At 65.6% G+C, this 21,741-nt stretch carries 17 protein-coding genes; 7 read left to right on the plus strand and 10 right to left on the minus strand.

Annotated elements, in window-relative coordinates:
- Positions 1 to 375: 375 nt before the first annotated feature.
- From FXO19_RS17715 to FXO19_RS17725, 3 genes are read left to right on the plus strand one after another with little or no spacing between them, the layout of a single operon-like run.
- Positions 376 to 1,521, plus strand: a complete 1,146-nt coding sequence (locus FXO19_RS17715; RefSeq protein ID WP_149196450.1) for a glycosyltransferase family 4 protein — start codon at positions 376 to 378, stop codon at positions 1,519 to 1,521.
- Positions 1,522 to 1,531: 10 nt separating this feature from the next.
- A complete protein-coding gene (locus FXO19_RS17720) occupies positions 1,532 to 2,512 on the plus strand; it encodes an NAD-dependent epimerase/dehydratase family protein (protein WP_149196451.1) in 981 nt (326 codons plus the stop codon).
- A 17-nt stretch (positions 2,513 to 2,529) separates the two neighbouring features.
- Positions 2,530 to 3,339: a YdcF family protein gene (locus tag FXO19_RS17725; RefSeq protein ID WP_149196452.1), complete on the plus strand. Its 810-nt coding sequence runs from the start codon at positions 2,530 to 2,532 to the stop codon at positions 3,337 to 3,339.
- Between the two features lie 105 nt (positions 3,340 to 3,444).
- Here FXO19_RS17725 and FXO19_RS17730 read toward each other — a convergent pair whose 3' ends face one another.
- On the minus strand, positions 3,445 to 4,782 hold the full coding sequence (locus FXO19_RS17730; protein ID WP_223115542.1) for a right-handed parallel beta-helix repeat-containing protein: 1,338 nt from the start codon (positions 4,780 to 4,782) through the stop codon (positions 3,445 to 3,447).
- 269 nt (positions 4,783 to 5,051) lie between these two features.
- Between FXO19_RS17730 and FXO19_RS17735 the strand changes: the two genes are divergently transcribed.
- Positions 5,052 to 5,924 carry a hypothetical protein gene (locus FXO19_RS17735; RefSeq protein ID WP_149196454.1) on the plus strand — a complete coding sequence of 291 codons (873 nt, stop codon included), beginning with the start codon at positions 5,052 to 5,054 and terminating at the stop codon, positions 5,922 to 5,924.
- A 12-nt stretch (positions 5,925 to 5,936) separates the two neighbouring features.
- On the opposite strand, the gene FXO19_RS17740 is transcribed toward FXO19_RS17735, so the two are convergent.
- From FXO19_RS17740 to FXO19_RS17760, 5 genes are all read right to left on the minus strand, one after another.
- Positions 5,937 to 7,040: a right-handed parallel beta-helix repeat-containing protein gene (locus FXO19_RS17740; RefSeq protein WP_149196455.1), complete on the minus strand. Its 1,104-nt coding sequence runs from the start codon at positions 7,038 to 7,040 to the stop codon at positions 5,937 to 5,939.
- A complete protein-coding gene (locus tag FXO19_RS17745; protein WP_187775841.1) occupies positions 7,037 to 8,356 on the minus strand; it encodes an asparagine synthase-related protein in 1,320 nt (439 codons plus the stop codon). Before FXO19_RS17745 ends, FXO19_RS17740 begins: the two co-directional genes overlap by 4 nt.
- A 104-nt stretch (positions 8,357 to 8,460) precedes the next feature.
- Entirely contained in the window at positions 8,461 to 10,692 is a 2,232-nt protein-coding gene (locus FXO19_RS17750) for a polysaccharide biosynthesis tyrosine autokinase (RefSeq protein ID WP_149196457.1), read from the minus strand.
- Positions 10,693 to 10,772: 80 nt separating this feature from the next.
- Positions 10,773 to 13,073 carry a UDP-N-acetylglucosamine 2-epimerase gene (locus FXO19_RS17755; RefSeq protein WP_149196458.1) on the minus strand — a complete coding sequence of 767 codons (2,301 nt, stop codon included), beginning with the start codon at positions 13,071 to 13,073 and terminating at the stop codon, positions 10,773 to 10,775.
- A gap of 223 nt (positions 13,074 to 13,296) precedes the next feature.
- On the minus strand, positions 13,297 to 13,758 hold the full coding sequence (locus FXO19_RS17760; RefSeq protein WP_149196459.1) for a low molecular weight protein-tyrosine-phosphatase: 462 nt from the start codon (positions 13,756 to 13,758) through the stop codon (positions 13,297 to 13,299).
- Between the two features lie 168 nt (positions 13,759 to 13,926).
- On the opposite strand from FXO19_RS17760, the gene FXO19_RS17765 reads away from it, so the two are divergent.
- Positions 13,927 to 14,520 (plus strand): DUF4136 domain-containing protein, encoded by a 594-nt coding sequence (locus tag FXO19_RS17765; RefSeq protein ID WP_149196460.1) that lies wholly within the window; start codon positions 13,927 to 13,929, stop codon positions 14,518 to 14,520.
- 37 nt (positions 14,521 to 14,557) lie between these two features.
- Here the strand turns inward: FXO19_RS17765 and FXO19_RS17770 are convergent, their stop codons facing one another.
- From FXO19_RS17770 to FXO19_RS19335, 4 genes are all read right to left on the minus strand, one after another.
- On the minus strand, positions 14,558 to 14,893 hold the full coding sequence (locus FXO19_RS17770) for an immunity protein YezG family protein (protein ID WP_149196461.1): 336 nt from the start codon (positions 14,891 to 14,893) through the stop codon (positions 14,558 to 14,560).
- Between the two features lie 283 nt (positions 14,894 to 15,176).
- Positions 15,177 to 16,427 carry a DNA/RNA non-specific endonuclease gene (locus tag FXO19_RS19670; protein WP_149196462.1) on the minus strand — a complete coding sequence of 417 codons (1,251 nt, stop codon included), beginning with the start codon at positions 16,425 to 16,427 and terminating at the stop codon, positions 15,177 to 15,179.
- Positions 16,428 to 16,621: 194 nt separating this feature from the next.
- Positions 16,622 to 16,924 carry a contact-dependent growth inhibition system immunity protein gene (locus FXO19_RS17780; RefSeq protein ID WP_149196463.1) on the minus strand — a complete coding sequence of 101 codons (303 nt, stop codon included), beginning with the start codon at positions 16,922 to 16,924 and terminating at the stop codon, positions 16,622 to 16,624.
- 29 nt (positions 16,925 to 16,953) lie between these two features.
- Entirely contained in the window at positions 16,954 to 17,706 is a 753-nt protein-coding gene (locus FXO19_RS19335) for an RNase A-like domain-containing protein (protein WP_187775842.1), read from the minus strand.
- A gap of 687 nt (positions 17,707 to 18,393) precedes the next feature.
- Here FXO19_RS19335 and FXO19_RS17790 point away from each other — a divergent pair.
- Both FXO19_RS17790 and FXO19_RS17795 read left to right on the plus strand, forming a co-directional pair.
- Positions 18,394 to 20,553 (plus strand): winged helix-turn-helix domain-containing protein, encoded by a 2,160-nt coding sequence (locus FXO19_RS17790; protein ID WP_187775843.1) that lies wholly within the window; start codon positions 18,394 to 18,396, stop codon positions 20,551 to 20,553.
- 179 nt (positions 20,554 to 20,732) lie between these two features.
- On the plus strand, positions 20,733 to 21,668 hold the full coding sequence (locus tag FXO19_RS17795; RefSeq protein WP_149196466.1) for a helix-turn-helix transcriptional regulator: 936 nt from the start codon (positions 20,733 to 20,735) through the stop codon (positions 21,666 to 21,668).
- Positions 21,669 to 21,741: the final 73 nt, after the last annotated feature.

Here is a 21,741-nt window from a genome sequence, read left to right on the forward strand (position 1 = left end):
ACTGAACGGCAGCATCACTGACCGCGGCCCGCGGCGATCGCGCGTGCTACCGAGTACAACGGTGACGACGCGACAGCCTGCGCGCGTCCGCGGCGACTGCTGGGTCCGGAAACTGTACCACTCCGCACGCGAAGGCTTTGATGCCGGTACCGGACCAGTCGCTCGCATCCCACTGGTTCTCGGCAAGCTGCACGCGCGTCAGCACCGAACCGTCAATACACTTCTGGCGGGTCCGACGCAAGCTACATGTACGCTCGCCGAACCCCTCAGATGCGCATCGAACGCCAAGCCACTCTCCTGCGTTAAAGTCACTTGGCTAGCACACGGAATGGCGCAAACTCCATATTCCCCGACACTTTCCGATTCCATGCCTGCATGAATGACAACGCCAGCGCCAGACCAACGATAACAATCGTCTACAACACTGCCTTCTATGTTTACAAGTTCCGCATGAACCTGATTGCGGAACTGAAGAATGCTGGTTACAAGGTTGCCGTGATCAGTCCGCACGATGACTACGTCAGCATCTTGCAGGAACAAGACATTGAGCATTATCCGATAAGGATGTCGCAGTATGGGATGAACCCATTGAAGGAACTCGTCACGGCGTTTGCCATCTACCGCGTGCTGAACGATATAAAGCCAAAGTACTCATTGCACTACACGATCAAGCCAAACATCTTTGGCAGTCTCGCTGCGAACTGGGCGGGAGTTCCAGTCATCAACAACATCGCCGGCGCCGGCAAGGCCTTCAGCAACGAGGGGTCGTTGCTGCAAAGGCTGGTGGCCTTTCTCTACAGAATTTCGTTGCGCAGATCACACAAGGTCTTTTTTCAGAACAGGGACGATATGAAGCTGTTCCTGGACGGGGGCTTGGCGCCGGCGTCGATTTCGGAACGCATCCCGGGTTCTGGTGTGGATCTGACCAAATACGCGGTGCCTCTACCCCAGAACGCAACCGGGTTTCGCTTTCTTTTTGTTGGCAGGTTGTTGAAGGAAAAAGGCATTGGCGAGTATCTGCAGGCCGCTTCACGCGTACTTCAACAGCGCCCGGAACGAACGGTTTCATTCGAGATCGTTGGCGAGTTGGACGATACCGCCGATTACGTCGACCGAGAATATTTCGAAAGCTTCCTGCAAAATCCGTCCTTCGTCTACCATGGCACGGTTTCTCCCAATGTAATGCCGCAGATCATCGGCAAGGCCGATTGCGTCGTTCTGCCCTCCTACTATCGCGAAGGTGTGCCTCGCTCGCTGCTTGAGGCGGTAGCCATGGCCAAGCCCATCATCACTACCGACAACGTCGGCTGTCGCGACGTCTTGGAAGACCGCGTCAACGGTTTCAAGTGCAATTCCCGCGATGCAGACGATCTGTATGATTGCATGCAGCGGATGCTGGAGTTGCCCGTCGAGGAACGATTGCGCATGGGTGCCAGCGGCCGCCGCAAAGCTGAAACGGAGTTTGATGAAACACTAGTCTTGGCCGCCTACTTGCGGGCGATTTCCCCACAATCTCCATGAGGCATGAACCATGCTCAACCTGATCGGCGGCGCAGGCTTCGTCGGCACGCGGCTGGCCACCATGCTTGCCCGACACCACCAGCCCTTTCGCATCATCGACAAAGTAAAAAGCCGAACATTCCCTGATGCCTCCACTGTTGCCGACGTCCGTGACCTGGGCGCGCTTCAAGCCGCACTGGCCGATGGCCCGATCGTGAATCTGGCGGCCGAGCATCGTGACGACGTTACGCCACGGTCGCTCTACGACGAAGTCAACGTACAAGGCGCCCGCAACGTCTGTGCCGCAGCGGAAGCCAAGGGCATAGGCACCATCATTTTCACCAGTTCGGTTGCCGTGTACGGGTTTGCGCCCCGGGGCACGGACGAGAGCGGCGAATTCAAGCCGTTCAACGATTATGGCCGCACCAAGCTGGAGGCCGAGAAGGTCTACCTGGCCTGGCAGGCCAGACAGCCCTCGGGCCGCACCTTGTCAATCGTACGCCCGACCGTCATTTTCGGCGAACGCAATCGCGGCAACGTCTATAACCTGCTCAGGCAGATTGCCAGCGGCAAGTTCGTCATGATCGGTAAAGGCGATAATGTAAAGTCGATGGCTTACGTCGAAAACGTGGCGGCGTTCCTCAAACACACCTTGAGCTTCGGCCCGGGCGTGCACACCTATAACTACATCGACAAACCGGATTTCGATATGCAGACGCTCGTGCGCAAGGTGCACGAAACCCTGGGCGAAAAGCCCGGCAAGTTGCGTATTCCCTATGCGGCGGGCTTGCTGGTTGGGCGCTGTTTCGACATCGCAGCGTTGGTCACGGGCAAGAAGTTGGCGGTCAGCAGTATCAGAATCAAGAAATTCTGCGCCGATTCCATGTTTGATACCAGCGTCGCCAAGTCAGGCTTCGTGCCGCCGGTGGCGCTGCAATCCGCTTTGGCCAACACCATCCGTTTCGAGTTTGTCGAGCGTAACGACGACGGCGAAGTGTTCTACAGCGAATAAGAAGGTTCCCCTCCCATATGCTGCCGTTGATTCGGGACATCACAATCTCACTGACTTACCCGCTCACCCTGTCGTTCTGGCTATTGGCGTTCGGGGTGATTTTGCTGGTTCTGCACCAACGAAAACTGGCAGCGGCGATCATGGTGTTTGCAATCGCATGGTCGCTGACCTGGTCGTTACCGCTCGCTTCGGACTGGCTGCGTAGCCATTTGGCGTCGCGCTTCCCGGTAGTAGACGCAGCAGCATTGCCGCAAGCGGATGCCATTGTCGTACTTGCCGGCGGGAAACTGGGATGGCTCAATCGCCCGGCCATCCAGGCCGATGAACTGGAACACAGCCGGCTTGCGGCCGGCGTGCGCGCATGGCAAGCGGACCGCGCCCCGGTCATCATCCTGACTGGCAGCCCCGGCGAGACCCACGCGATGACCCTTGCAGTCACGAAGCTCGGCGTTCCCTCCTCTGCCTTTCTTCTGGAAAACCAAAGTCGCAACACGCAGGACAGCGCCATGTTTACGGCGGAACTGGCAAACCGGCATGGCATTCGAAAAATCCTGCTGGTTACGTCTGCCGTTCATATGCCGCGAGCCATGCTGTTGTTCCGCCAAGCCTGCATGGACGCTGTGGCGGTGCCCGTACCGGAACCCAATTCCGCGGGCCACACATGGCGAGGCCGGTGGTTGCCTTCCCGCAGCGCGCTATGGCGCAGCGGCCGCGCGTTCAAGGAATTCATCGGGCTGTTGGCCGCCTCCAACGCTCTGGAACCGACTGATCCTGTCTCACAGGATCGGTCAGTTTGCCGACGTGGTGATCACCCGGGCGATGCGTAATTCGCTATGTGGGCAACGACCATCCCGCCGCGGGTTCCAACCCACCCCGGGCCGGCAGAGCGGGTATCGCCCTGCCGGCACCGGGGGGCTTCTGTCGGGAAGCGGTCAGCGGTAGTGGTTGCTCGTGATCCGGACATCGGACACGTCGGTGGTCATCAGAATGTCCCGTTCGATCCTCCTGGCCCAGCCGCTCATCGAGAATGGGGTCCTGGAGATGGCGCCGGCGCGGCTGAAGTTGCCGTACGAGGTGTTCTGGCTCACCTGGCAGTTCCGAGTTCCGTGCCGGATGAAGATGCCGGTTGCCGAGTTGTTGCGTACGGTGTTCAGGGCCAGATAGGTCGCGATCGCGCCAACGGTGACGATTCCGCAGCTGCCGTTGTTCTCCACGGTGCAACGGCGGACCGTCACGCCCTGCGAGTTCTTGTAGAGCTGCATGCCGTAGCGGGCGTTGCCGCGTACCAGGCAGTTCTCGAAGAGTACCTGGTAGGCGTTGTTCCCGCTCTCCGGCTCGATATCGACGCCGCATTGGGGGTCGCGGCCGGCGCTGTTGCTGAACTCCGAATCGTACACCTTCACCCGGCGCACGTAGCCGACCGACAGGCCCTGTCGACGGTTGTTGGTGCTGACGATGTTGGCCACGAACACATCGGTCGACGGGATCGAAGGCGCCTGCCAGACGACCGCGCCGGCGATGACCAGGCCGTCCCCCCAGCATTTGGAGATCAGGATGTCGCGGATGGTGACCCGGCTGGAACCGTGGACGAAAACGCCATGGCCCCACTGACCGGTGGTGCCGGCGTGCTGGTCGCGCTCGCCGACGATCTGGCCGCCGGAAATCTCGACGTCGCGCACCTTTCTCACGTATAGGACCTGGTACCGGTCCGAGCTGTTCGGCTTGGCCACCAGCTTGGCGTTCGGCGCCATCCGCAGATGCATGTAGCTGCGCAGGCGGACCGAGGTGAGGGCATCGATCATGTAGGTGCCGGCGGGAACGTCGACGGTTCCGCCCAAGGCCGGTAATGCATCGATGGCAGCCTGGAACGAGGCCGTGTCGTCGCGCCTGCCGTCACCTGCCGCACCGAAGTTGCGTACGTTGAGCACACGGCTGCCGCGCTCGCGGATCGGAAGCGAATAGTTGGAAGAAGCCAGTGCGGTGTTCGAGCTCGTGACGGCGGCCAGGGCCGGTCCGGCTGCCGCGACCATTGATGCAGGTAGCGCAAGCGCAAACGACTTGCGGAGAAAATCGCGCCGAGGCATTTCAGTCCCGTGCAGCGTCTGCACGAGTTCGACATTTTTCAAGAGAATTTCCCTGCTGCTGAGTGCCTTTCGGCAGGAGACGGGTGAGACGAATTTCACGCCACGGCGACATCCGTGACTGCGCAGCACTCTAACCCAGTCGATATGCAAGACAACCCCGATCGCCAGAATTGTGATGTTTTTCAAGAATCTAGCCATATATCATTCATCTTTCCGCGCATTCATTTTGATGACTGCGCCGAGCTTGCGCGACGTTCTCGATGCCCGCCCAACATTGTGAATTCGATCGACGCGCATTCAGCCGTGACGCCGGCGAGTGGGCGCTTCTCCGTCAAGCACGACCTCATGGCACCGTCCAGGGCGAGATGCCTCCGGAGCTCGACGGCCGGTTACGCCGTCATTCGGGGCGATGGCGATAAACTCCGGCTTCCGATTGACAGTGCGGACAGCGTTCAATGGCGACGGTCAGTACGAGTGCAGATACCGGGGACGATCTCGCGCAGGAGTCCGCGAGCGCGGGCCACACCGCCTCCCCGCCGGTGAATCTGCTCTGGACCGGTGGCTGGGACTCGAGCTTCCAGCTGTTGCAGCTGCTTCTGCTGCATCGGCGTGAGGTCGTGCCGCACTACCTGGTAGACCCGACGCGCCCGTCGACACGTGCCGAGCTGGCGGCGATGGAGCGCATCCGAACGCGCCTGTTCGAGGAGTACCCGCATACCCGTGGTTTACTCGGGCCGGTGCAGAAGTTCGACGTTGCCGACCTGGCGCCGGATCCTGGCATCACGGCGGCGTTCGGCCGCATCGTGGCGGAGACGTTCATGGGCAGCCAGTACGAATGGCTGGCGAGGTTTTGCAAGCAACGGGGCATCGCCAGGCTCGAGCTGGGCGCCGGGCACCGGGGCGGCAGGATCCAGAAGGTCATCGGGCCATTGGTGACGCAGACCGACGAGGACGGCTATCCCAGTTACCGCATCGGCGAAGCGTATCGAGATACCAAGGAGTTCACGGTTTTCGGCGGATTCTCGTTTCCGCTGTTCGCGCTGAGCAAGCTGGAAACGGCGGAGGTCGCAGCCGAACGCGGATGGCGGGGCGTCCTAGAGCTGACCTGCTTCTGCCACAAGCCTCGCCACGGAACGGAACCGTGTGGTTGCTGCAATCCCTGCCTCTACGCGGTCGACGAAGGGTTCGGGTGGCGCATCCCGCGCAAGAACCGCATCAAGGGCGTTTTCTATCGTGCCTTGATCCGGCCAATGAAGCCGCCCGTGAAGGCGGTCCTGCGCCAATTAGGGATGCGGCGGGCCAACCCCAAGGAACCGGTCCGTCGGTAACCAAGCAGGATCTCATTCGAATACGTTGTCTGCGCCGATGCCGATCGCAACGCTGTCGTCGGCGACCCGCACCTGGCCCTTTCCGCCACGGCCGCGGTCGTTGGCTTCGAAGCGGTTTCCGGTCAGGCGGACATTGCGCGAGCCGCCGCGCAGCACGACGCCTTTCAGGCGATTGTTGCGGACGATGTTGTCGGCGAAGACACAATCGACGGCGGCCACGCCCAGGATGCCGTCGCTCCGATTGCGCTCGATCGTGCACCTGCGGATCGTCACCTCGGCGGCGCGTTTGTACAACATGATGCCGGGGCCGCGATTGCCGTAGACCAGGCAATCCTCGATCAGGACGTCGCGCGCCACATCGGTGTCCGGTTCGATGTCGATGCCTGCGCCCGGTGGTATGCCGCCGGTGTCGCTGAACTCGCAATCACGTATGCGCACGCGTCGCGAGCTGCCGATCGTTAGACCTTGGCGCCGGTTGTGGGTGCAGGTCACGTTCTCGAACACGTAATCGCGGCCGGGCCGCGATGGCTGCCCCTTGGGCATGATGCCGCCCGCGGAAATGCCGTCGCCCCAGCAGCGCGAGATATGGATGTCGCGGACAGTGACGCGGGCGCAGCCGCGGATCCGGATGCCGTGCCCCCACTCGCCGGTCTCGCCCAGGTGCGTATCACGATCGCCCACGATGCGGCCGCCGGAAATCTCCACGTCCTGGGTTTGCTCTGCGAACAACACGTACGCGCGCGGTGCGGCATTCGCCTTGGCCATGAGCCGGGCGCCATCGGCCATGGCCAGATGCATGCGGCTGCGCAACCGGACGCTGCGCGTCGGATCGATGAGGTAGGCGCCGGACGGTACGTGCACGGTGCCGCCGTCCCTGGGCAATGCATCGATCGCTGCCTGGAACGCGGCGGTGTCGTCGCTGACGCCGTCGCCACGGGCGCCGTGCTCGCGCACGTCGATCCGGGTGCGCCCGCGCGCCCTGGTTGCCGCGGTCACTGGCGGGGCGATGGCCAGCCACGCGCCGCCGGTCGCGGTGGCCGCGACCAGCCCCGCCAGGCGGCCGAGAAAGCCGCGGCGGGCCCTGGTCGTTGCGCCGCCCGTCGCCCGTCGTCTCATGGTGCCTGCTCCCCCTGTGCCTTGCCGGCGCGGTGTTGCACCAGCCACGGCAATACGATCGCCAGCAGGTAGAACTTGGACGCGTGATACTTGTTGCCGAGCCGGCGCCGGTTGCGGTCCAGCCAGTCGACGGCGCCGGGAAGCACGTCCCGCGCCCGCAGCGCGTGGTCGCGGACCACGTCGAACCGCTCGTGCGCCAGGCCGCACAGATCGAAGCGGAAGCTGCCTTTGTGCATGACGTAGGGCAGGTGGCCGAAGCGGGTGGCGATGTGCTTGCGGACCAGCACCTTGCCCAACCCGGAAACCGGATCGATCTTCTGCGACTGCGGTACCTCGTGGTGCACCCACTCGCGCAGCGCCCGGTCGCAGAATGGATACGCGGCGTCCAACGATAGCGCGCTGGTGGTATAGAGCCCTTTGGCGAACGCGCCGGTCGAGCCGGCGATGGACAACGACATCGCGCGCCATTCCCAGTCGCTGGATGCGGCGGCGATCTCGTCCTCGAACAGGTTCAGGCGCTTGCGCGAAACCCGCGAGATGGGGCGCCCGAACAGCGCGTCTACCTCGGCATCGGTGAAGCGTGAACCCGGAAAGACGCGCTCGATCATGTTCATCTGCAGTGTGCCGAGCAGGAAGCACAACGGGAAACTGCGGTCGACCACCGGCAGTTCGGCCATGCGGCCCGGCACCGGCCACTGCCGGGCGAGCCTGGCCAGCCATCGTTGCCGCGAACTGACGGGCGCGCCGAAGTAGGTGTCGGAGCCGAGCCCATCGATCACGCCGTCGCCACCGTGACCTGCGACCTCGGTTGCCAGGTCGACGTAGGACAGCAGCGCGAAGTCGGCGGTCAGCAGCGGCATGCGCGGCACGAGCGCCAGGTAGCGATCGTAGGCGCGCCCCGGCGAGCAGACGAGGGCTTCGTGCCTCAGCCCCAGCTCACGCGCGACCCGGCGCGCGGAATCGACCTCGTTCTCCTCGCGGCCGCCAAGATAAGTGATGCAGGCGACGTCCGGTCGCGTATCGGCGATGGCGATCGCCAGCGTGGTGGAGTCCTTGCCGCCGCTCTGCAGCAGCCACGGTGCGTGCATCCGTTCGCAAGAGCGCGCGACCGCCTCGCACAGCAGGCGATGGTAGGTACCGACCCAGTCCCGATTTTCGTCCGTCGGGGTGGCGCTGCCGACGTCGCGGAACTTGAACTTGAAGACCGGGCTGGTGTGCATGTCGTGCTGCGGACAGAAGCCGAACGTCACCAGCCTGACGTCCTCGAACACGGAGTAGGGGGGGTAGACGAACGCGTTGCGCAGGACATCGGCCACGGAAATGAGATCCAGCGCCCCGCGCGCGGGCCCGTTTTCGCATAGCTGTGAAAAATCAGGCTTGCCGTAGTACGGCGACATGCAGATCTGCATCCGAGGACCCGTCAGTGTGAGATGTCGGTGGCGGGCAGATACGCGTAATGACTGTACGCGTAGCGGCCGGAGCCACGATTCTGCACACCGTTGAAGATCGCGCCTTTTACCTCGACGCCGTTCTGCTCGAGCCGCTGCTTGGCGAGCGCAATCTCGCGCTGCTGGTTGCGGCCCCAGCGCACCACCATCAGGCAGCTGCCGACGTGGTGTCCGATCAGGGCCGCGTCGGTCACTGCCAGGACCGGAGGCGTGTCGACGATGACGATATCGTAGCTGTGCTCGAGCAGCTTCAGCACCCGGGGGAAGTTGGGGTCCATGAGCAGTTCGGATGGATTGGGCGGAACCGAGCCGCGCGAGATGAACGACAGGTTCTCGGCACCGGGCACCTTGCGGATGGCCTCGTCGATGGAGATTTTACCGGCGAGCAGCTCCGACAGTCCGCCCATGGAACGGGTCCCCACTGCAAGGTGCACGGCACCACGGCGCATGTCGGCGTCCACCAGCATGACCCGCTGGCCGGCCTGGGCCATCGTCACCGCCAGGTTGGCGCAGACGAAGGTCTTGCCGACGCCGGGGCTCGGCGCGACGATCATCATCAGGTTGCTCTTGCTCTGCTGGCGCGCGAAATGCAGGCTGGTGCGCAGCGTGCGTAGCGCCTCCATGGCCAGGTCGGACGGCGCGCGCAGCGCCAGCAGGTTCGGACGGCCGTCGCGGCGCAGGCGCCCAGCCGGCAGCGAGAATTCCTGCCCCTTCCGGCTGAACGGTACCGAGGCGAGCACCGGCATTCCCAGCAGCTCGATGTCCACCGGATCCTCGACGCCGCGCCGGAAGGCCTGCCGCAGCAGCACCAGGGCGATCATCAGCATCGACCCGAGCCCGACGCTGCCGGCCAGGACCGGCAGTGGTTTCGGCCAAGCGGGATAGTTGCGATTGACCGCGGCTGGATCCACGATCCGCGCGTTGCCGACTGCGCTGGCGCGGGCGATGTTGAGCTGCTGCGCCTGGTCGAGCAGGCTGGCGTAGGTCTGATTGGTGACCTCCACGTCGCGGTTGAGCCGGAACAGGCCTTGCTGAATGTCGGGCAGGGCCTGGATACGACGCTCCAGAGCCTGCTTGTCGCCTTCGAACTGGCCGATCTGCCGCTGCAGCGTGCTATAGGCCGGATGCTCGCGGGTATAGCGGCCAGCAGCCTCGGTCATCTGAATGCGCAGTTGCATGATGCCCGATTCCAGCGCCACGGTCCGGTCGAGCAGCGCGCGGTTCTGCACCTCCACATCCAGCGTTTGCGTGCGCTTCTGGAATGCGTTCAACGCCGCCTGCGCCTTCGACAGTTCTTCGCGCACGTTTGGAAGCTGTTCGGACACGAACTGCAGGCGCTTGGCGGCCTCGGCGGAGTTGCGTGCCACGTTCTGGCGGATATAGGCCTGCGTCACCTCATCGAGGACTTGCCTTGCGCGCTGTGGATCTGCGTGGGAGTACATGAGTGAGATGATTCCGGAATTCCTGCCCTGTTCGACCGCACTGATGTCGCGTTTCAACGCTGCCATGACGGTCGTCGGGTCGGACCGCGTCACGGTGAAGCGCGTACCGGGATGGGCCTGGAATTCGTCGACGCGGATGCGAATATCTTGCGCGCTTGCGTTCGCGCCGACCTCGCCGCGCACCAACACGTTGCCCTCCGGGTCTGAGAGCGTGTAGCGGCGACCATCCTCGACTCGCAGCTGCAGCGGAGCGTCGAGCAAGGCGTCCGGCACTTCCAGCCGGGAGATGTTGAGCCGTTCCCCGCCCCAGCCGTAGCCGAACCACGCAGGTGCCAGCCCGGTCGGTTGCATCTGCGTGAAACTCCGTGCCACCAGACTGCCGATCACCGGGAGCCGATGCGGCTCGACCTGGATATCGAGGTCGAGATGCGCCATCGCCTCTTCCAGGACACGGCGCGAGGTCACCAGTTGTATTTCCGTCGATGCGGATGCCTCGGGCAATGCCCCCGGCTGCGCCGTGGCGTTGGCGCTCGCACCCGGCAGCACAGGGGGGCGACTTTCGACCTGCACCACGGCATTGGCCTCATACGTGGGGGTGGCCAGCGCGAGATAGGCGAGGCCAGCCAGGAAGAACGCGGTGATGCCGAGCAGGATCAGGCGCTTGTTCTCCATCAGCGTGATGGCCAGCATCGGCAGATCAACGTCGCCGTCACTGTATTGCAGCGGCTTGCGGGGATCCGGTCGTGTCAGCGCTTTTGTCATTTCGTTCTACCAGTCAGCAGTGGCATGGGTCGCCGGTGTCGAGGCAGGCGGGCGACGGTTACAGATGGATCAGCGCGGAACTACGTCCGTTCGCGGGTCAGTTCGGCGGCGGTCCGGGCCTGATGCGCGAATTGCGCCGTGTCGGCGGGCGCCGTGTGCGGCCGCATGCCGGCCAAGGCATCCAGGACGTGCTGGCGGGCACCGTTGCCGTTGTGCCTGCGGGGAGCGATCGTCGACGGTTCGCCATCTAGCAGCGACAGCATCAGACGGGCGATCGCGGTCGGCTCGCCCGGGACACGGTTGACGTGCCTCGGCTCGACGGTCGTGACCGGCGCGCTGCCGTCGTGCACGATCACGATGGGCTTTTCCAACTCGATCACCTCCGCTCGCAGCTCACCGCAGCCGACGATCAGGTCGGCGTTGCGCATCAGGTAGACCGCTGCCAGGTAGTCGGGCGCCTCGACCGCGTGGGCGTTCGCCAGTCCGTCCAGCCCGGCGTTGATGCGTTCGGCGACGGGCGATCCAGGGGGCACGAGGCAGACGATATCGACATCCGGACGTTGCTCTGCCACGTTGCGCAGCGCATGGGCGATCGCCTCGGTGTTGTCGACGGCGTCGGGTGTCTCTACCACGAGCAGCAAGGGACTGTCCGGACGGAGGAACGGATAGTGGTTGGCCAGCTTGCGGTTCAGTTCGAGATCGTGCTGGAACTGCTCGAGCGCAGCATGCAGCGTGTCGGCGGCGGTGTTGTCCGCGACCAGGATGCGATCCGCTGCGACGCCTTCCTCGATCAGGCTCTGGCGCGCCTGGCTCGACGCCATGTGCAGGGACGCGAGCGTGCGCACCGTCGTGCGTGCCGATGCGTCGGCACCCGTGCTGTGAGCGACCCAGGGTTCCACCGACACGACCGGAACGTTCCGCCGGTACGCGGCCAGTGTCGTCGCGAGCGCGGCGCCGGCGTCCGCCAGCACCAGCACCATGTCCGGCTCGACCTCGTCCAGTACGCGCTCCATTTCGCCCTGCACCGCGAGCGCGGCGTGGCCGGAGTCGTCGTTGGCGGTATCCAGTTCGATCTTCATGTCGGGCCGGAGATCGAACAGCTGCAGCACGTCCTCCGTTTCCGAGGCGGCCGCGGCGGTGATGCAGACCTTCGAGTCGAAGCGGTCGTCCTGCGAGATCTGTCGCGCGATCGGGGCAAGAGTGACCGCTTCCGAAGCTGCCGAGATCACGCACAATGCCTTTACCGGCTGGCGTGATTGCGCGGGATCGGCGGAGATGGAGACGGTTGCGTCGCCATTGGCGCGGAGAGGGGTGCCGGCGGTCGAGCGCGTGGAACGCCGCCGGCGCGCCATGGCCGGCGGCTTGAGCTTCAGCTGCGGCAGCCAGAAGACATACGCCGCCAGCAGCGCGACGAATGCGCCGGTGCTTACGAAATCGGTCGAGTTGCGCAAGGCGTAGCCGAACATCGCCAGGAAGCCGCTGGTCGAAACAATCGCCAGCAGCGCCGCCCGTGGCGAGAAGCCGGCGTCGAGCAGAAGATGGTGGAGATGCTGGCGATCGGGCTTGAACGGCGAGAGTCCCTTCCGGAAGCGGCGGTACATCACGGCGATCGTGTCCATGACCGGCAGTGCCACACACCACAGGACATCGACCGGCGCCAAGCGTCCGACGCTGGGATGGCTGAGATAGATCAGGCTCCACGCCAGCAGGAATCCCACCAGCATGCTCCCGGCGTCGCCCATGAAGACCTTGCGTCCATCAGGCCAGCCAAGATTGACGAACAGGTAGGGAATCAACGCGGCGAACAGGACCTGCAGCAGCAGCAGGATGCCCGGCGCCGACAGGCGCGCATCGCCGAACAGCAGGATCGCGATGATGGTGACCATCGTCATCGCGGCGGCCAGGCCGTCGATGCCGTCGAGCATGTTGTACGCGTTGATCAGCCCGATCACCGCAACCACCGTGAGCGGGATGCCGAGCAGGCCGAGCTTGGTGGCTTCGCCGAAAAGCGCTCCGAGGTCGTCGATGTAGTAGCCGGAGGCGGCGATGACCAGGCAGACCGCGGCAGCCTCGGCGAGCACCCGCGAGCGCACGCTCAGGCCGTTGAGGTCGTCGATCACCCCGATGACCACGATCACCCCGGCGCCGGCCATCAGGCTTGAGACAAAGCGGCCGAGATACCCGAGGTAGACCAGCCCGGCGAGGGTGCCGAGAAAGAAGCACAGGCCGCCGATCAGCGGAATGTAGCCGCGATGGTGCTTGCGCTCGTCTGGCTTGTCGACGAGACCGAAGCGCCGGGCGATCGGCCGCAGCGAAAAGATGGCGAAAAGAGTGACTGCCAGCGCGATAACGCTAGCTGCTACCAGCTTGGGATGCTCCATGCGTTCCTCGGGGCTATGGCTGTCGACTGCTACGTGCGGATGCACGTACAACAACCGCCCCCCTCAGCGGCTGACCTGTCTCCCGGCGTGCGTCTGTTCCGGGAAGCAGGTATCCAGTAGTGCGCGACTCTAGTCACAAAAACCTGATCACGAGATGAAGGATTCAGGGCAGTTTCTAGACATGGCATGTTTGCGTGCGCGCCGTTCAGCTGGCGAACTACATTCATGAACATCGAGATTTCGTTAAATCCGGTAGGCGCCGACACCAATGCTCGAGCGCCTCGCCGATTAGCCGGCAGCTTCGTTCGAAGTCATGGTCGTCGCCCCGATACGGATCCGGAATGTCGGCATTGCCCAGCCACTTCCCCAGCAGAAACGTCCGTACGTGTGCGTCCGGAGCCAAGGCGTTCAGTGCGGCGAGGTGCCGCTTCTCCATCGCGAGCACGATGTCCGCCTGTGCGATGAGCGCTGGGGTCAATTGCCGCGCCACGTGATCTCCTGCAGTCAGGCCGTGGGCGGCGAGCGCCGCTTCGGCGCGCGGGTCGATCGGATGCCCCGCCCGGGCGATCAGGCCCGCGGACGCGGCGGCGATGTCGTCGCCGGTGAACCGGTGCCGCAGCATGGCCTCGGCCGTCGGGCTGCGGCAGATGTTGGCGGTGCAGACGAACAGGACGCGTTTGGGCATGCGCGACAATCTAGCCGCGGACGACCCGCCTGCCGGTGAAGGCGCGGGGAGGCGCCGTGCCGCTGTTCATCGCGTGCTCGTGCCCGCGGGACGGCCGATCCCGTATATTCGGTGACGCAATCGAGGTGTCCGCTCAGCTGCTTCCACCATGCCACCCGGAGATCCGCCATGAAAGCCCATCACCGTTTCGCCGCCTGGTTGTTCGGGCTCTGCGCGTTGGCCCTGCTGGCCGGCTGCGCCACCGGCCCGCGCATCACCACCGAGGCCGATCCGCGCGCCGATTTCTCCAGCTACCGCAGCTATGGCTTCTACTCGCCGCTAGCGATCGAGAAGCACGGCTATGCCACCGCCACCAGCGAGGCCGCCAAGGCCGCGGTGCGGCGGCAGATGGAGTCGCGCGGCTACGTCTACGATGCCGAGAATCCCGACCTGTGGGTCAACATCAATGCCTATCTCGAGCGCCGTACCGACGTCAGCTCGGTGCCGACGGTCGACTATGCCTATTACTACAGCTATCGCTCGCGCGCCTACTTTGCCGTGCCGTACTGGGGTGAACGCACCCACGTCTACCGCTACACCGAGGGCACGATGAACATCGATCTAGTCGACGTCGACGAGAACCGTCTGATCTGGGAAGGAATCGCGGTCGGTCGCGTTCCCAATCTCGAGCCAGAGGAGCGCAGTGCCCGCATCGACGCGACGGTGGCGGAGATCTTCGCGCACTACCCGCATCGCGCCGGCACGGCCGCACCGGCGATGTGATCCAGGCAATGGGACGCGGCTGCCGGGGCAACCGGGTTCAGACGTCGCTCGGAGCGTAGTCGAAGTCGAGGTCGAACTTGCCGTCGCGGCGCATGTCGAAACGGCAATGGCGCCAGGGATCGCTGCCGTCGGCCGCCATCCGCTTGCGCAGTTCGATCAGTGCCTCGCCGATATCGCCGGCCGCCTGCGCAGGGTGCGCGTCGAAACCGAAATGCGCCGGCTTGCCATCGTCGCCAGCGAACTCGAACGACACTTCGGACCAGTCGTCGCCGACCGTGGCCAACGCGCTGATGCGCTGCGCCCGTGGCGGCATCACCGAGGCCAGGATTTCACCGATGCGTTGGTAGAGCTCGGCATCCTGATCTGGGAGCATGTGCAAGACCTTTGAAAGTTGACGAGTGTCCGCTTCTGCAAGCGGTTCGTGTTACCGCCCCTCCCGGGTGCGCTTGCACGCCACGTCAGGAGTGCAGCCGATGCTGATAGGATATCGGTCCTTTCGGATGAGGGGTAGCTGCCATCCTGTCGCTTCGGGACGGTGATGCTGGTCGCCATCCCGGGTGAGGCATGGTCGACTTCGGAGCGTCCCGCCCGGCCATTCATGGCCGGCGTTCGCGGCCGCAGCCGATGCCGACAGGGCATCGGCTAAGCGCGGCCGTTCACCCTCCGGGGCGGTTCTGGAACGTTCGGGTCGCGGGTGGCTGGCCTTCGACCTGGTAGCTGACGTCGAAGCGCGTCGGCCGCAGGCTGTCGCCGCCGTAGACGGGATTGATCCTGACCTGCACGTCCAGGTCCGCCTTCAGCGCCTCGGCCCAGGCGTTCTCCATCTGCTTCCAGGCGCCCATGTTGAGGTTGCCGTTCTGCGGCACCAGGTTCATCTGCTCGCCTGGCCCCTGGAAGATCGAGGCGATCAGGTGCCCGCCCTGGTCGTCCGGCAGGCGGTCTTCGCGCCCCGACACCTGCTGTTGGTAGGTGTTGCGGGGGCCGTCGCCGAGTTGCAGGTTGCCTTCCACGCGCGACACCCGGCCCTGGCCGTCGGTGTGGTAGAGATATCCGGTGTCGGTGCGGTAGAGCGCATCGGGTTCGAGGCGGTCGACGTTGAGGGTCGCGTTCCAGCCGCCGGTGGCGCCCGGCTTCGCGTCGATGACCGTGCGCCCGGTCACCGGGTCGACATGGCGCGCGCCATCGGCGAATTCCGGGAAGCGGCCGGCGCCGCCGAAGAACTCGTCCAGCTTGCCCTTCATCGACTCCACGGCGTCGCGCGCGGAGGCGGGGAGCGCGTCGAGCGGCACGTTGTCGATGAGGCCGTTGATGCGCTCCAGCAGCGGCCTGGCCTGCCGTGCGAAGCCGGGGTCGGTGCGGGCGATGTCGACGGCGTTCTCGATCGTGCCGGCCAGGCGCGGCAGCTTGCCCAGCTTGCCGAGATCGCCGACGTACGGAATCACTCCGAGCGCTGAAAGCCCGGCATCGAGCCATTCGCCGCGGCCAATCGAGACGCCGGTATTGGCCAGGTCCGCGAATGGCGTGGGCTCGACGATGCCGATGATGTCGAGTGCCGTCTGGCCGAGATCGAGCAGCAGGGCGCCGCGATCACCCGACGCGGATGCGCCATTGCCGCCGCCTTGTGCCGCGGCCAGGCGCATGCGGTCGCCCTCCGCGGTCAGCAGCGCCGGTGGCGCGTCGGCCAGGGCGTCATCCAGCGCCTGCAACATGGCGCGGCCGTCCTCGCTCGCGGCCAGTGCGGTCAGTGCGGCATCATCGAGTTCCCCCAGCAGTTCGGTGGCCAGCTCCGGGCGTTGCGCGGCGGAAGTGTCGGCGAGCTGCGCGCGCACCTGCGTGGCGGCGGGATCGACGAGCGCGGGCGGCGGAGGGGCGGTGCGGGCGACATCGACACGCAAGGGATCGACCATGACGCCATCTCTGCGGGGACCGCTGCCAAGTCTGGCCGCGTGCCGCGCCGGGCGATATCGGGGCAAACCCTAGGCTGCTAGGTGTTGTCCGTCATCACCCTGTCACGTGCCTGTCGTGATTGGCTCCGTTGCCCTCGGCAATCCGGTGCGAGCGCGATGTGCTTCACCGCCAGCGCGCACCGCGCATCGGTGCCTCAGGACGACGGCGCCGTTGCGGCCAGACGCTGCGCGATCGCGGCCAGCCAGCCGCGCCAGCTGTCGCCGGCCAGCGTCGGATCGTATTCGCTGCCGAGCGCGCGCAGCTGAGCGGCCAAGGCAAGCTCGTCGAGATCGCGTGCCAGCAGGCAGTCGAGTTCCTCGCGGGCCCGCGCCACGGTGGCCTCGCTTTCGCTGTCGCGATAGGTGTCGACCACGGCATCGGCCGAGTCGTGCTCATGCGCCCAGTCCTGATGGAAGTAGGCGGCGAAGAAGTTTTCCAGCGTGGGGTATTCGCTCATGGGAGCAGGGACTCGGCGGTCATTGGGGCTCACGGCGCGGACGGATAGCCGGTGACGATTCTATAGCCGATGTCCAGGCGGTCCGAGCGTTCGAGCACCAGCCGTACCGAAAACACGTCCTCGGCCCGGCTCTCGCCGCGCGCCACCGAGAGCCCGGTACTGGCGTCGAAGCGGGCGTCGACCACCAGGCGGTTGCCGCCTTCGCCGCCGAGCCAGGCGTCGATGCGTTCGCCGTGTTCGGTGAGGGTCGCGGCGACGAAGTGCTCGGCCTCCGGCAGGTCGCGGAAGCTGGACGCGGCGCTGATGTTCTCGCTGCGCACGCGGTCGACCAGTGCCTGCTCGCTCTTGCCGACGTGGCGCTCGATCAGATGTCCGCCGGCGTCCTCGTGCGCCTGCAGGCCGCCTCCGGGGACTTCGCCACTGGGCGCAGGGCCTTCGACCGGCCCCAGATGCGCATAGAGGCGCTCGAGCGTCGCCGCCACCGCATCGCGCTCGACTGCGGGCAACCGTTCGAGCGGCAGTTGCGACAGGCCGTGGCGGATCCGGTCGAGGAGCGGGTCGAGCTGCCCGGCGAAGACCGGCGCCGACCCGGCGAGCGCGACGGCAGTGTCGGTTTGCGTCAGGAAAGCGGTGAGTTCGCCGCGTTCGGCCAGATCGGAAATGTGCTGCGGCAGATCCGTGTCCGACGCCGCGGCTTCGAGCGCGTGCGTACGCGTACCGGGTGCAGGCTGCGGTATCGCCCACGTAGCCGGATTCGCGGTGACTGCGCTTGCGGCATCCATCGTGAAGTCAGTCCCAGTCGGAAAGGACATGAGGCTAGGGCGGGATGTCCATGGCGGCCAGCTAGTGGTGCCCCTAGGGCCGTCAGAGCATTGGCCCCTAGTGTTGACCAGTGCCGTCATTCCCGCGCAGGCGGAGGATCCTCGGGCTTCGCTTCTGGCAGCAAAGTCCTAGGCTCCCTGCGCGGGAGCGATGAGGAAAGAATGCCGTGTCGCCCTTTGACACGAGATTCCTCTCGGGCTTCACGAACAGGCCGCATCCGCAGAGCTGGGTCCTGGAGCTGGCTGACGTTGCAGCGGCTGCGGCATCCTGCCGGTACCGATGTGTCGACATCGGCATGGTATCCGTGTGCCGGGCGCGGCCGGCCGAAGGCGCAAAAAAGAAGCGCGCCCGAAGGCGCGCAAGACATTGCAGAGCAGAGAGAGAGGAACCTGCGCCGCCTGCAACAATTGCGGCGGCATCGATACGGTAGAATCTGTGGCCGGATCGCACCTGTCCGATCGTGCCGCCGCTCTTTGCGCAATCCGGCGGCTGGCTGTTTGGCGTTCAGGCATGTGACGGCAAGCTTGACGCCTTGGTTCCCTCCGCTTCTGTTGATGCAAACACCTCCCTCCTCACATCGGCCGGCATCGCCGGATCGCATGCGGATCGGCAATGGCCTCGCCGTTGTCTCGACGCGTGAAATCCACATGCCCGGTGCGCGCGGTCCGCAGCGCGTCACGCCGAAGGCGATGGCGGTGCTGTGCGTGCTTGCGGACAATCCCGACAAGGTCGTGAGCAGGAGCACGCTGCTGGAGGAGGTCTGGCCCGGCACGCTGCCGACTGACGATGTCCTGACCCAGGCGGTGACCCAGCTGCGCAAGGCGTTCGGCGCCGGCGCCGGCGACGTCGCGGAAGGCAAGCGCTACATCGAGACCATCGCCAAGAACGGCTACCGTCTCACGGCGCCGGTGGAATGGCTGGAGGACCGCGAGCCGGGCGGCGAGGAGCCCATCGCCCCCCGGGCGTCTTCCGCCGAACCTGCACCTGCACCCGTCGCCGCATCCGACGCGCCGCGTCCACGCGTCACCCGACGGGTCTTCGTCGCCGGCGCCATGGCGCTGGCGCTGGCAATGGTCTCGGGGACGTTCATGCTGATGCGCGCCGCCCGTGCGCCGGCCGCTGCGGTGCCTGCCCCGGCGCATGGCGTCGGGGCGCCCGCCAGGCCCTATCACCTGATCACCTCCGCCCCGGGGTTCGAACTGTCGCCGACATTGTCGCCGGATGCGTCGATGGTGGCGTACGCGGCCACCGTCAGCGGGCGGCGTGGCACCGTGATCCTGGTACAGACCACCAGCAGCGCGCAGCCGCGGAAACTCAGCGAGCCGCCCGCCGCCGACGTCTCCGACAGCCTTCCGGCCTGGTCGCCGGACGGTCGCGAGATCGCATTCGCCCGCACCGAGAGCAACGGTCGTTGCCGGCTGATGATCGTGGCCGCCAACGGCGGCGGCGCCGAGCGCGAAGTCGCGCGTTGCGACCACAACGACCTGCTCAGTTTCGACTGGACGCCGGATAGCGACGGACTGCTGTTCGGGACCATGACCGGGCCCGACCCCAGCCCCGGCATCCGCGTGCTCGAACTCGCGACGGGCCGCTGGCGCCAACTGGACTACGACGTCGGCGCGGACGATTTCGACTACGCGCCACGCTATTCTCCGGACGGCAAGTGGATCGCGTTCGTGCGCAACCCACAGTTGGGCGACCTGTGGCGGATGCCCGCCGCGGGCGGCAAGCCGGAGCTGCTGACCAGGCTGGGCACCGAGATCCGTGGCTGGAGCTGGCTGCCGGACAGCCGTTCGATCCTGTTCGGCCGCCGCGTCGACAGCCAGGCACGCCTGTACCGCCTGGACGTGGCCAACGGGAGGGTCGACGACCTGGGCCTGGACGACGCGCAAGGCCCTGCGGTGTCGGCTTCGGCGGGGATGTTGGCGTTCGTGCACCGGCGGCCGCAGTTCGGCATCTACCGGGTCGATCCGCTGACCTCGCCGGGCGCGCCGGTGATCAAGAAGCGCCTGTTCGAGTCGTCCGGCCGCGATACCCAGCCCACGATCTCGCCGGACGGGCGGCAGCTGGTGTTCACCTCGGACCGGTCGGGCCGGTTCGAGCTTTGGCATGCCGACCTGTCCCGCCCAGAATCGCTGCGGCCGCTGGAAGGGGTGCGTCCCGAGACTCGGCAGGCGCCGATGTGGTCGGCGGACAGCCGCAAGCTGCTGGTGGCCGGATGGGACGAGCGCGAGCGGGCGTCGATCTACGAAGTCGTACCCGAGACCGGTCAAGCGACGCGGCTGCCGATCCCGCTGGAGCGGCCGTTGCAGGCGGTCTACCTGCCCGATCCGACGCAGCTGCTGATGGGCGCGGAAACCGGCGACGGCGATATGCGGCTGATCCTCTACGACCGCAGCCGGACGCCCTGGCGCGCGCTGCAGGTGGTGGAAGGCGTATCGCAGGCCCGGTTCGACCCGGTGCGTCGACGTGTGCTGTTCACGCGCCTGTCCGGCGATGGACTGTGGCAGGCCGATCTGGAATTGAGGCCCGAGAGTGTCCGTCAGGTCGATGCCACCATGCCGGCGCGCTGGCGCTATCGCACCTGGGCGGTGACCGGCAACGGTGATGTCGACTATCTGCATCGTTCACCCGACTGCCGCGCGCGGCTGAGTCGGATCGAGTCGGGCGCACCGGCGACCTACTGTCTAGACTCGGAAAAGCTCGGCAGCACGAATGGTTTCAGCGTCGATGCGCGGACCGGGGCCGTGTACGTGGCGCTGGCCGCCGAGGATGGGACCGACATCGGTTTCATGGCGCTTCCTTAGTCGCCCGTAACGTTCTTGCTGAGGATCGCCAAGCTGCTAAATTCGTTCGAAAAACGAACTTCGTGAATCCTTCGGATCGGACGTCGGCGCGATTTCGGCGAAGTCTCCGGCCAATTTCCTGAATCGGGTCTTCAATTCAGGCACATCCATCAGCCTACTTTGGCAATGATGGGTGCGACATGCAGCATATGTTCTGGGCCGATCGCGGCCAACTGCTCAGTCCGGTTTCCTCCGATTCCACCGAAGACGCCGACACGAACCGCTGTATTGGCCTCTCGCGCCTGGGCGGGGTGCGGCCGGCAACCGGCGCGCTGACAATCTGGATCCAGCTACGCGGCAGCGGCTGGGTGGAAGCCAGGGAGGGCCGCTTCCAGCTCCGACGCGACGAATGGATGGTGCTCGAGCGCGACTCCAGCCCGCTCGTACAGGTGGACGCGCGCGGCCTATGCGTCGGGGTGGCCGTGGGCAGCGAGACCCTCAAGTCGCTGGAAAGGCTGGCGGACTGCATGCTCTACAGCGGCCGCGGTCGCCTCGCGCCGCACGATGCCCGGACTGCCTTGCGGCTGTGGCGGGCAGCGGCCGAAACGGGCGCGCCCGAGGCGATGCGGCCGATGCTGCTGCACATGGCGGCGGTCCAGCACGAACTGGCGCAGCGCGTCCGGCTCTGCCCGGGCCGGTCGCGAAGCCGCAAGCGCCAGGTCTTCGGCCGGATGCAGCGCGCGCGCCTGTTTCTGGAGGGCAACAGCGACCGCGTCGTGCGGATCGGCGAACTCGCCGATCTCACCAGCTTCTCCAGCTGGTACTTCTCCAAGGCGTTCCAGAGCCTGTATGACGAGAGCCCGCAGGCCCTCTCCGCGCGCCTGCGCCTGGAGCGTGCGGCCGACCTGCTGCGCAACACGTCGATGATGATCGGCGAGGTGGCGGCATCCAGCGGCTTCGACAACTGCTGCAGCTTCGCCCGCGCGTTCCGGGCGCGGTTCGGGATGCCGGCGACCCGTTACCGCGAAGAAGCGCTGCGAAGCGGAGGGGGGGCGAACCCTTCGAGCATGCGTGCACCGAGACGGCTTCCGGCGGCGATCGCGGCTGGCGAGCACACGAATGCTTCATTCGCGTAACCACTGACGCGCGTCTGCCCGTCCGTGCATGTACGGACAGACTCGGCAAAGTCTTCGAGCCCCGATCGCAAAG

The sequence above is a fragment of the Luteimonas suaedae genome (assembly GCF_008312895.1).
In the GTDB taxonomy this organism is placed as follows: Bacteria; Pseudomonadota; Gammaproteobacteria; order Xanthomonadales; family Xanthomonadaceae; genus Luteimonas; species Luteimonas suaedae.

Bases quoted from the DNA above. Each gene is read 5' to 3' on its own strand.
- FXO19_RS17735 (WP_149196454.1), top strand. From the start codon at position 5,052: ATGGCGACGGTCAGTACGAGTGCAGATACCGGGGACGATCTCGCGCAG.
- FXO19_RS17790 (WP_187775843.1), top strand. From the start codon at position 18,394: ATGCCCGGTGCGCGCGGTCCGCAGCGCGTCACGCCGAAGGCGATGGCG.
- FXO19_RS19670 (WP_149196462.1), bottom strand. From the start codon at position 16,427: ATGGTCGATCCCTTGCGTGTCGATGTCGCCCGCACCGCCCCTCCGCCG.
- FXO19_RS17755 (WP_149196458.1), bottom strand. From the start codon at position 13,073: ATGGAGCATCCCAAGCTGGTAGCAGCTAGCGTTATCGCGCTGGCAGTC.
- FXO19_RS17770 (WP_149196461.1), bottom strand. From the start codon at position 14,893: ATGCTCCCAGATCAGGATGCCGAGCTCTACCAACGCATCGGTGAAATC.
- FXO19_RS17740 (WP_149196455.1), bottom strand. From the start codon at position 7,040: ATGAGACGACGGGCGACGGGCGGCGCAACGACCAGGGCCCGCCGCGGC.
- FXO19_RS19335 (WP_187775842.1), bottom strand. From the start codon at position 17,706: ATGGATGCCGCAAGCGCAGTCACCGCGAATCCGGCTACGTGGGCGATA.
- FXO19_RS17715 (WP_149196450.1), top strand. From the start codon at position 376: ATGAATGACAACGCCAGCGCCAGACCAACGATAACAATCGTCTACAAC.
- FXO19_RS17725 (WP_149196452.1), top strand. From the start codon at position 2,530: ATGCTGCCGTTGATTCGGGACATCACAATCTCACTGACTTACCCGCTC.
- FXO19_RS17760 (WP_149196459.1), bottom strand. From the start codon at position 13,758: ATGCCCAAACGCGTCCTGTTCGTCTGCACCGCCAACATCTGCCGCAGC.
- FXO19_RS17720 (WP_149196451.1), top strand. From the start codon at position 1,532: ATGCTCAACCTGATCGGCGGCGCAGGCTTCGTCGGCACGCGGCTGGCC.
- FXO19_RS17750 (WP_149196457.1), bottom strand. From the start codon at position 10,692: ATGACAAAAGCGCTGACACGACCGGATCCCCGCAAGCCGCTGCAATAC.
- FXO19_RS17795 (WP_149196466.1), top strand. From the start codon at position 20,733: ATGCAGCATATGTTCTGGGCCGATCGCGGCCAACTGCTCAGTCCGGTT.
- FXO19_RS17765 (WP_149196460.1), top strand. From the start codon at position 13,927: ATGAAAGCCCATCACCGTTTCGCCGCCTGGTTGTTCGGGCTCTGCGCG.
- FXO19_RS17780 (WP_149196463.1), bottom strand. From the start codon at position 16,924: ATGAGCGAATACCCCACGCTGGAAAACTTCTTCGCCGCCTACTTCCAT.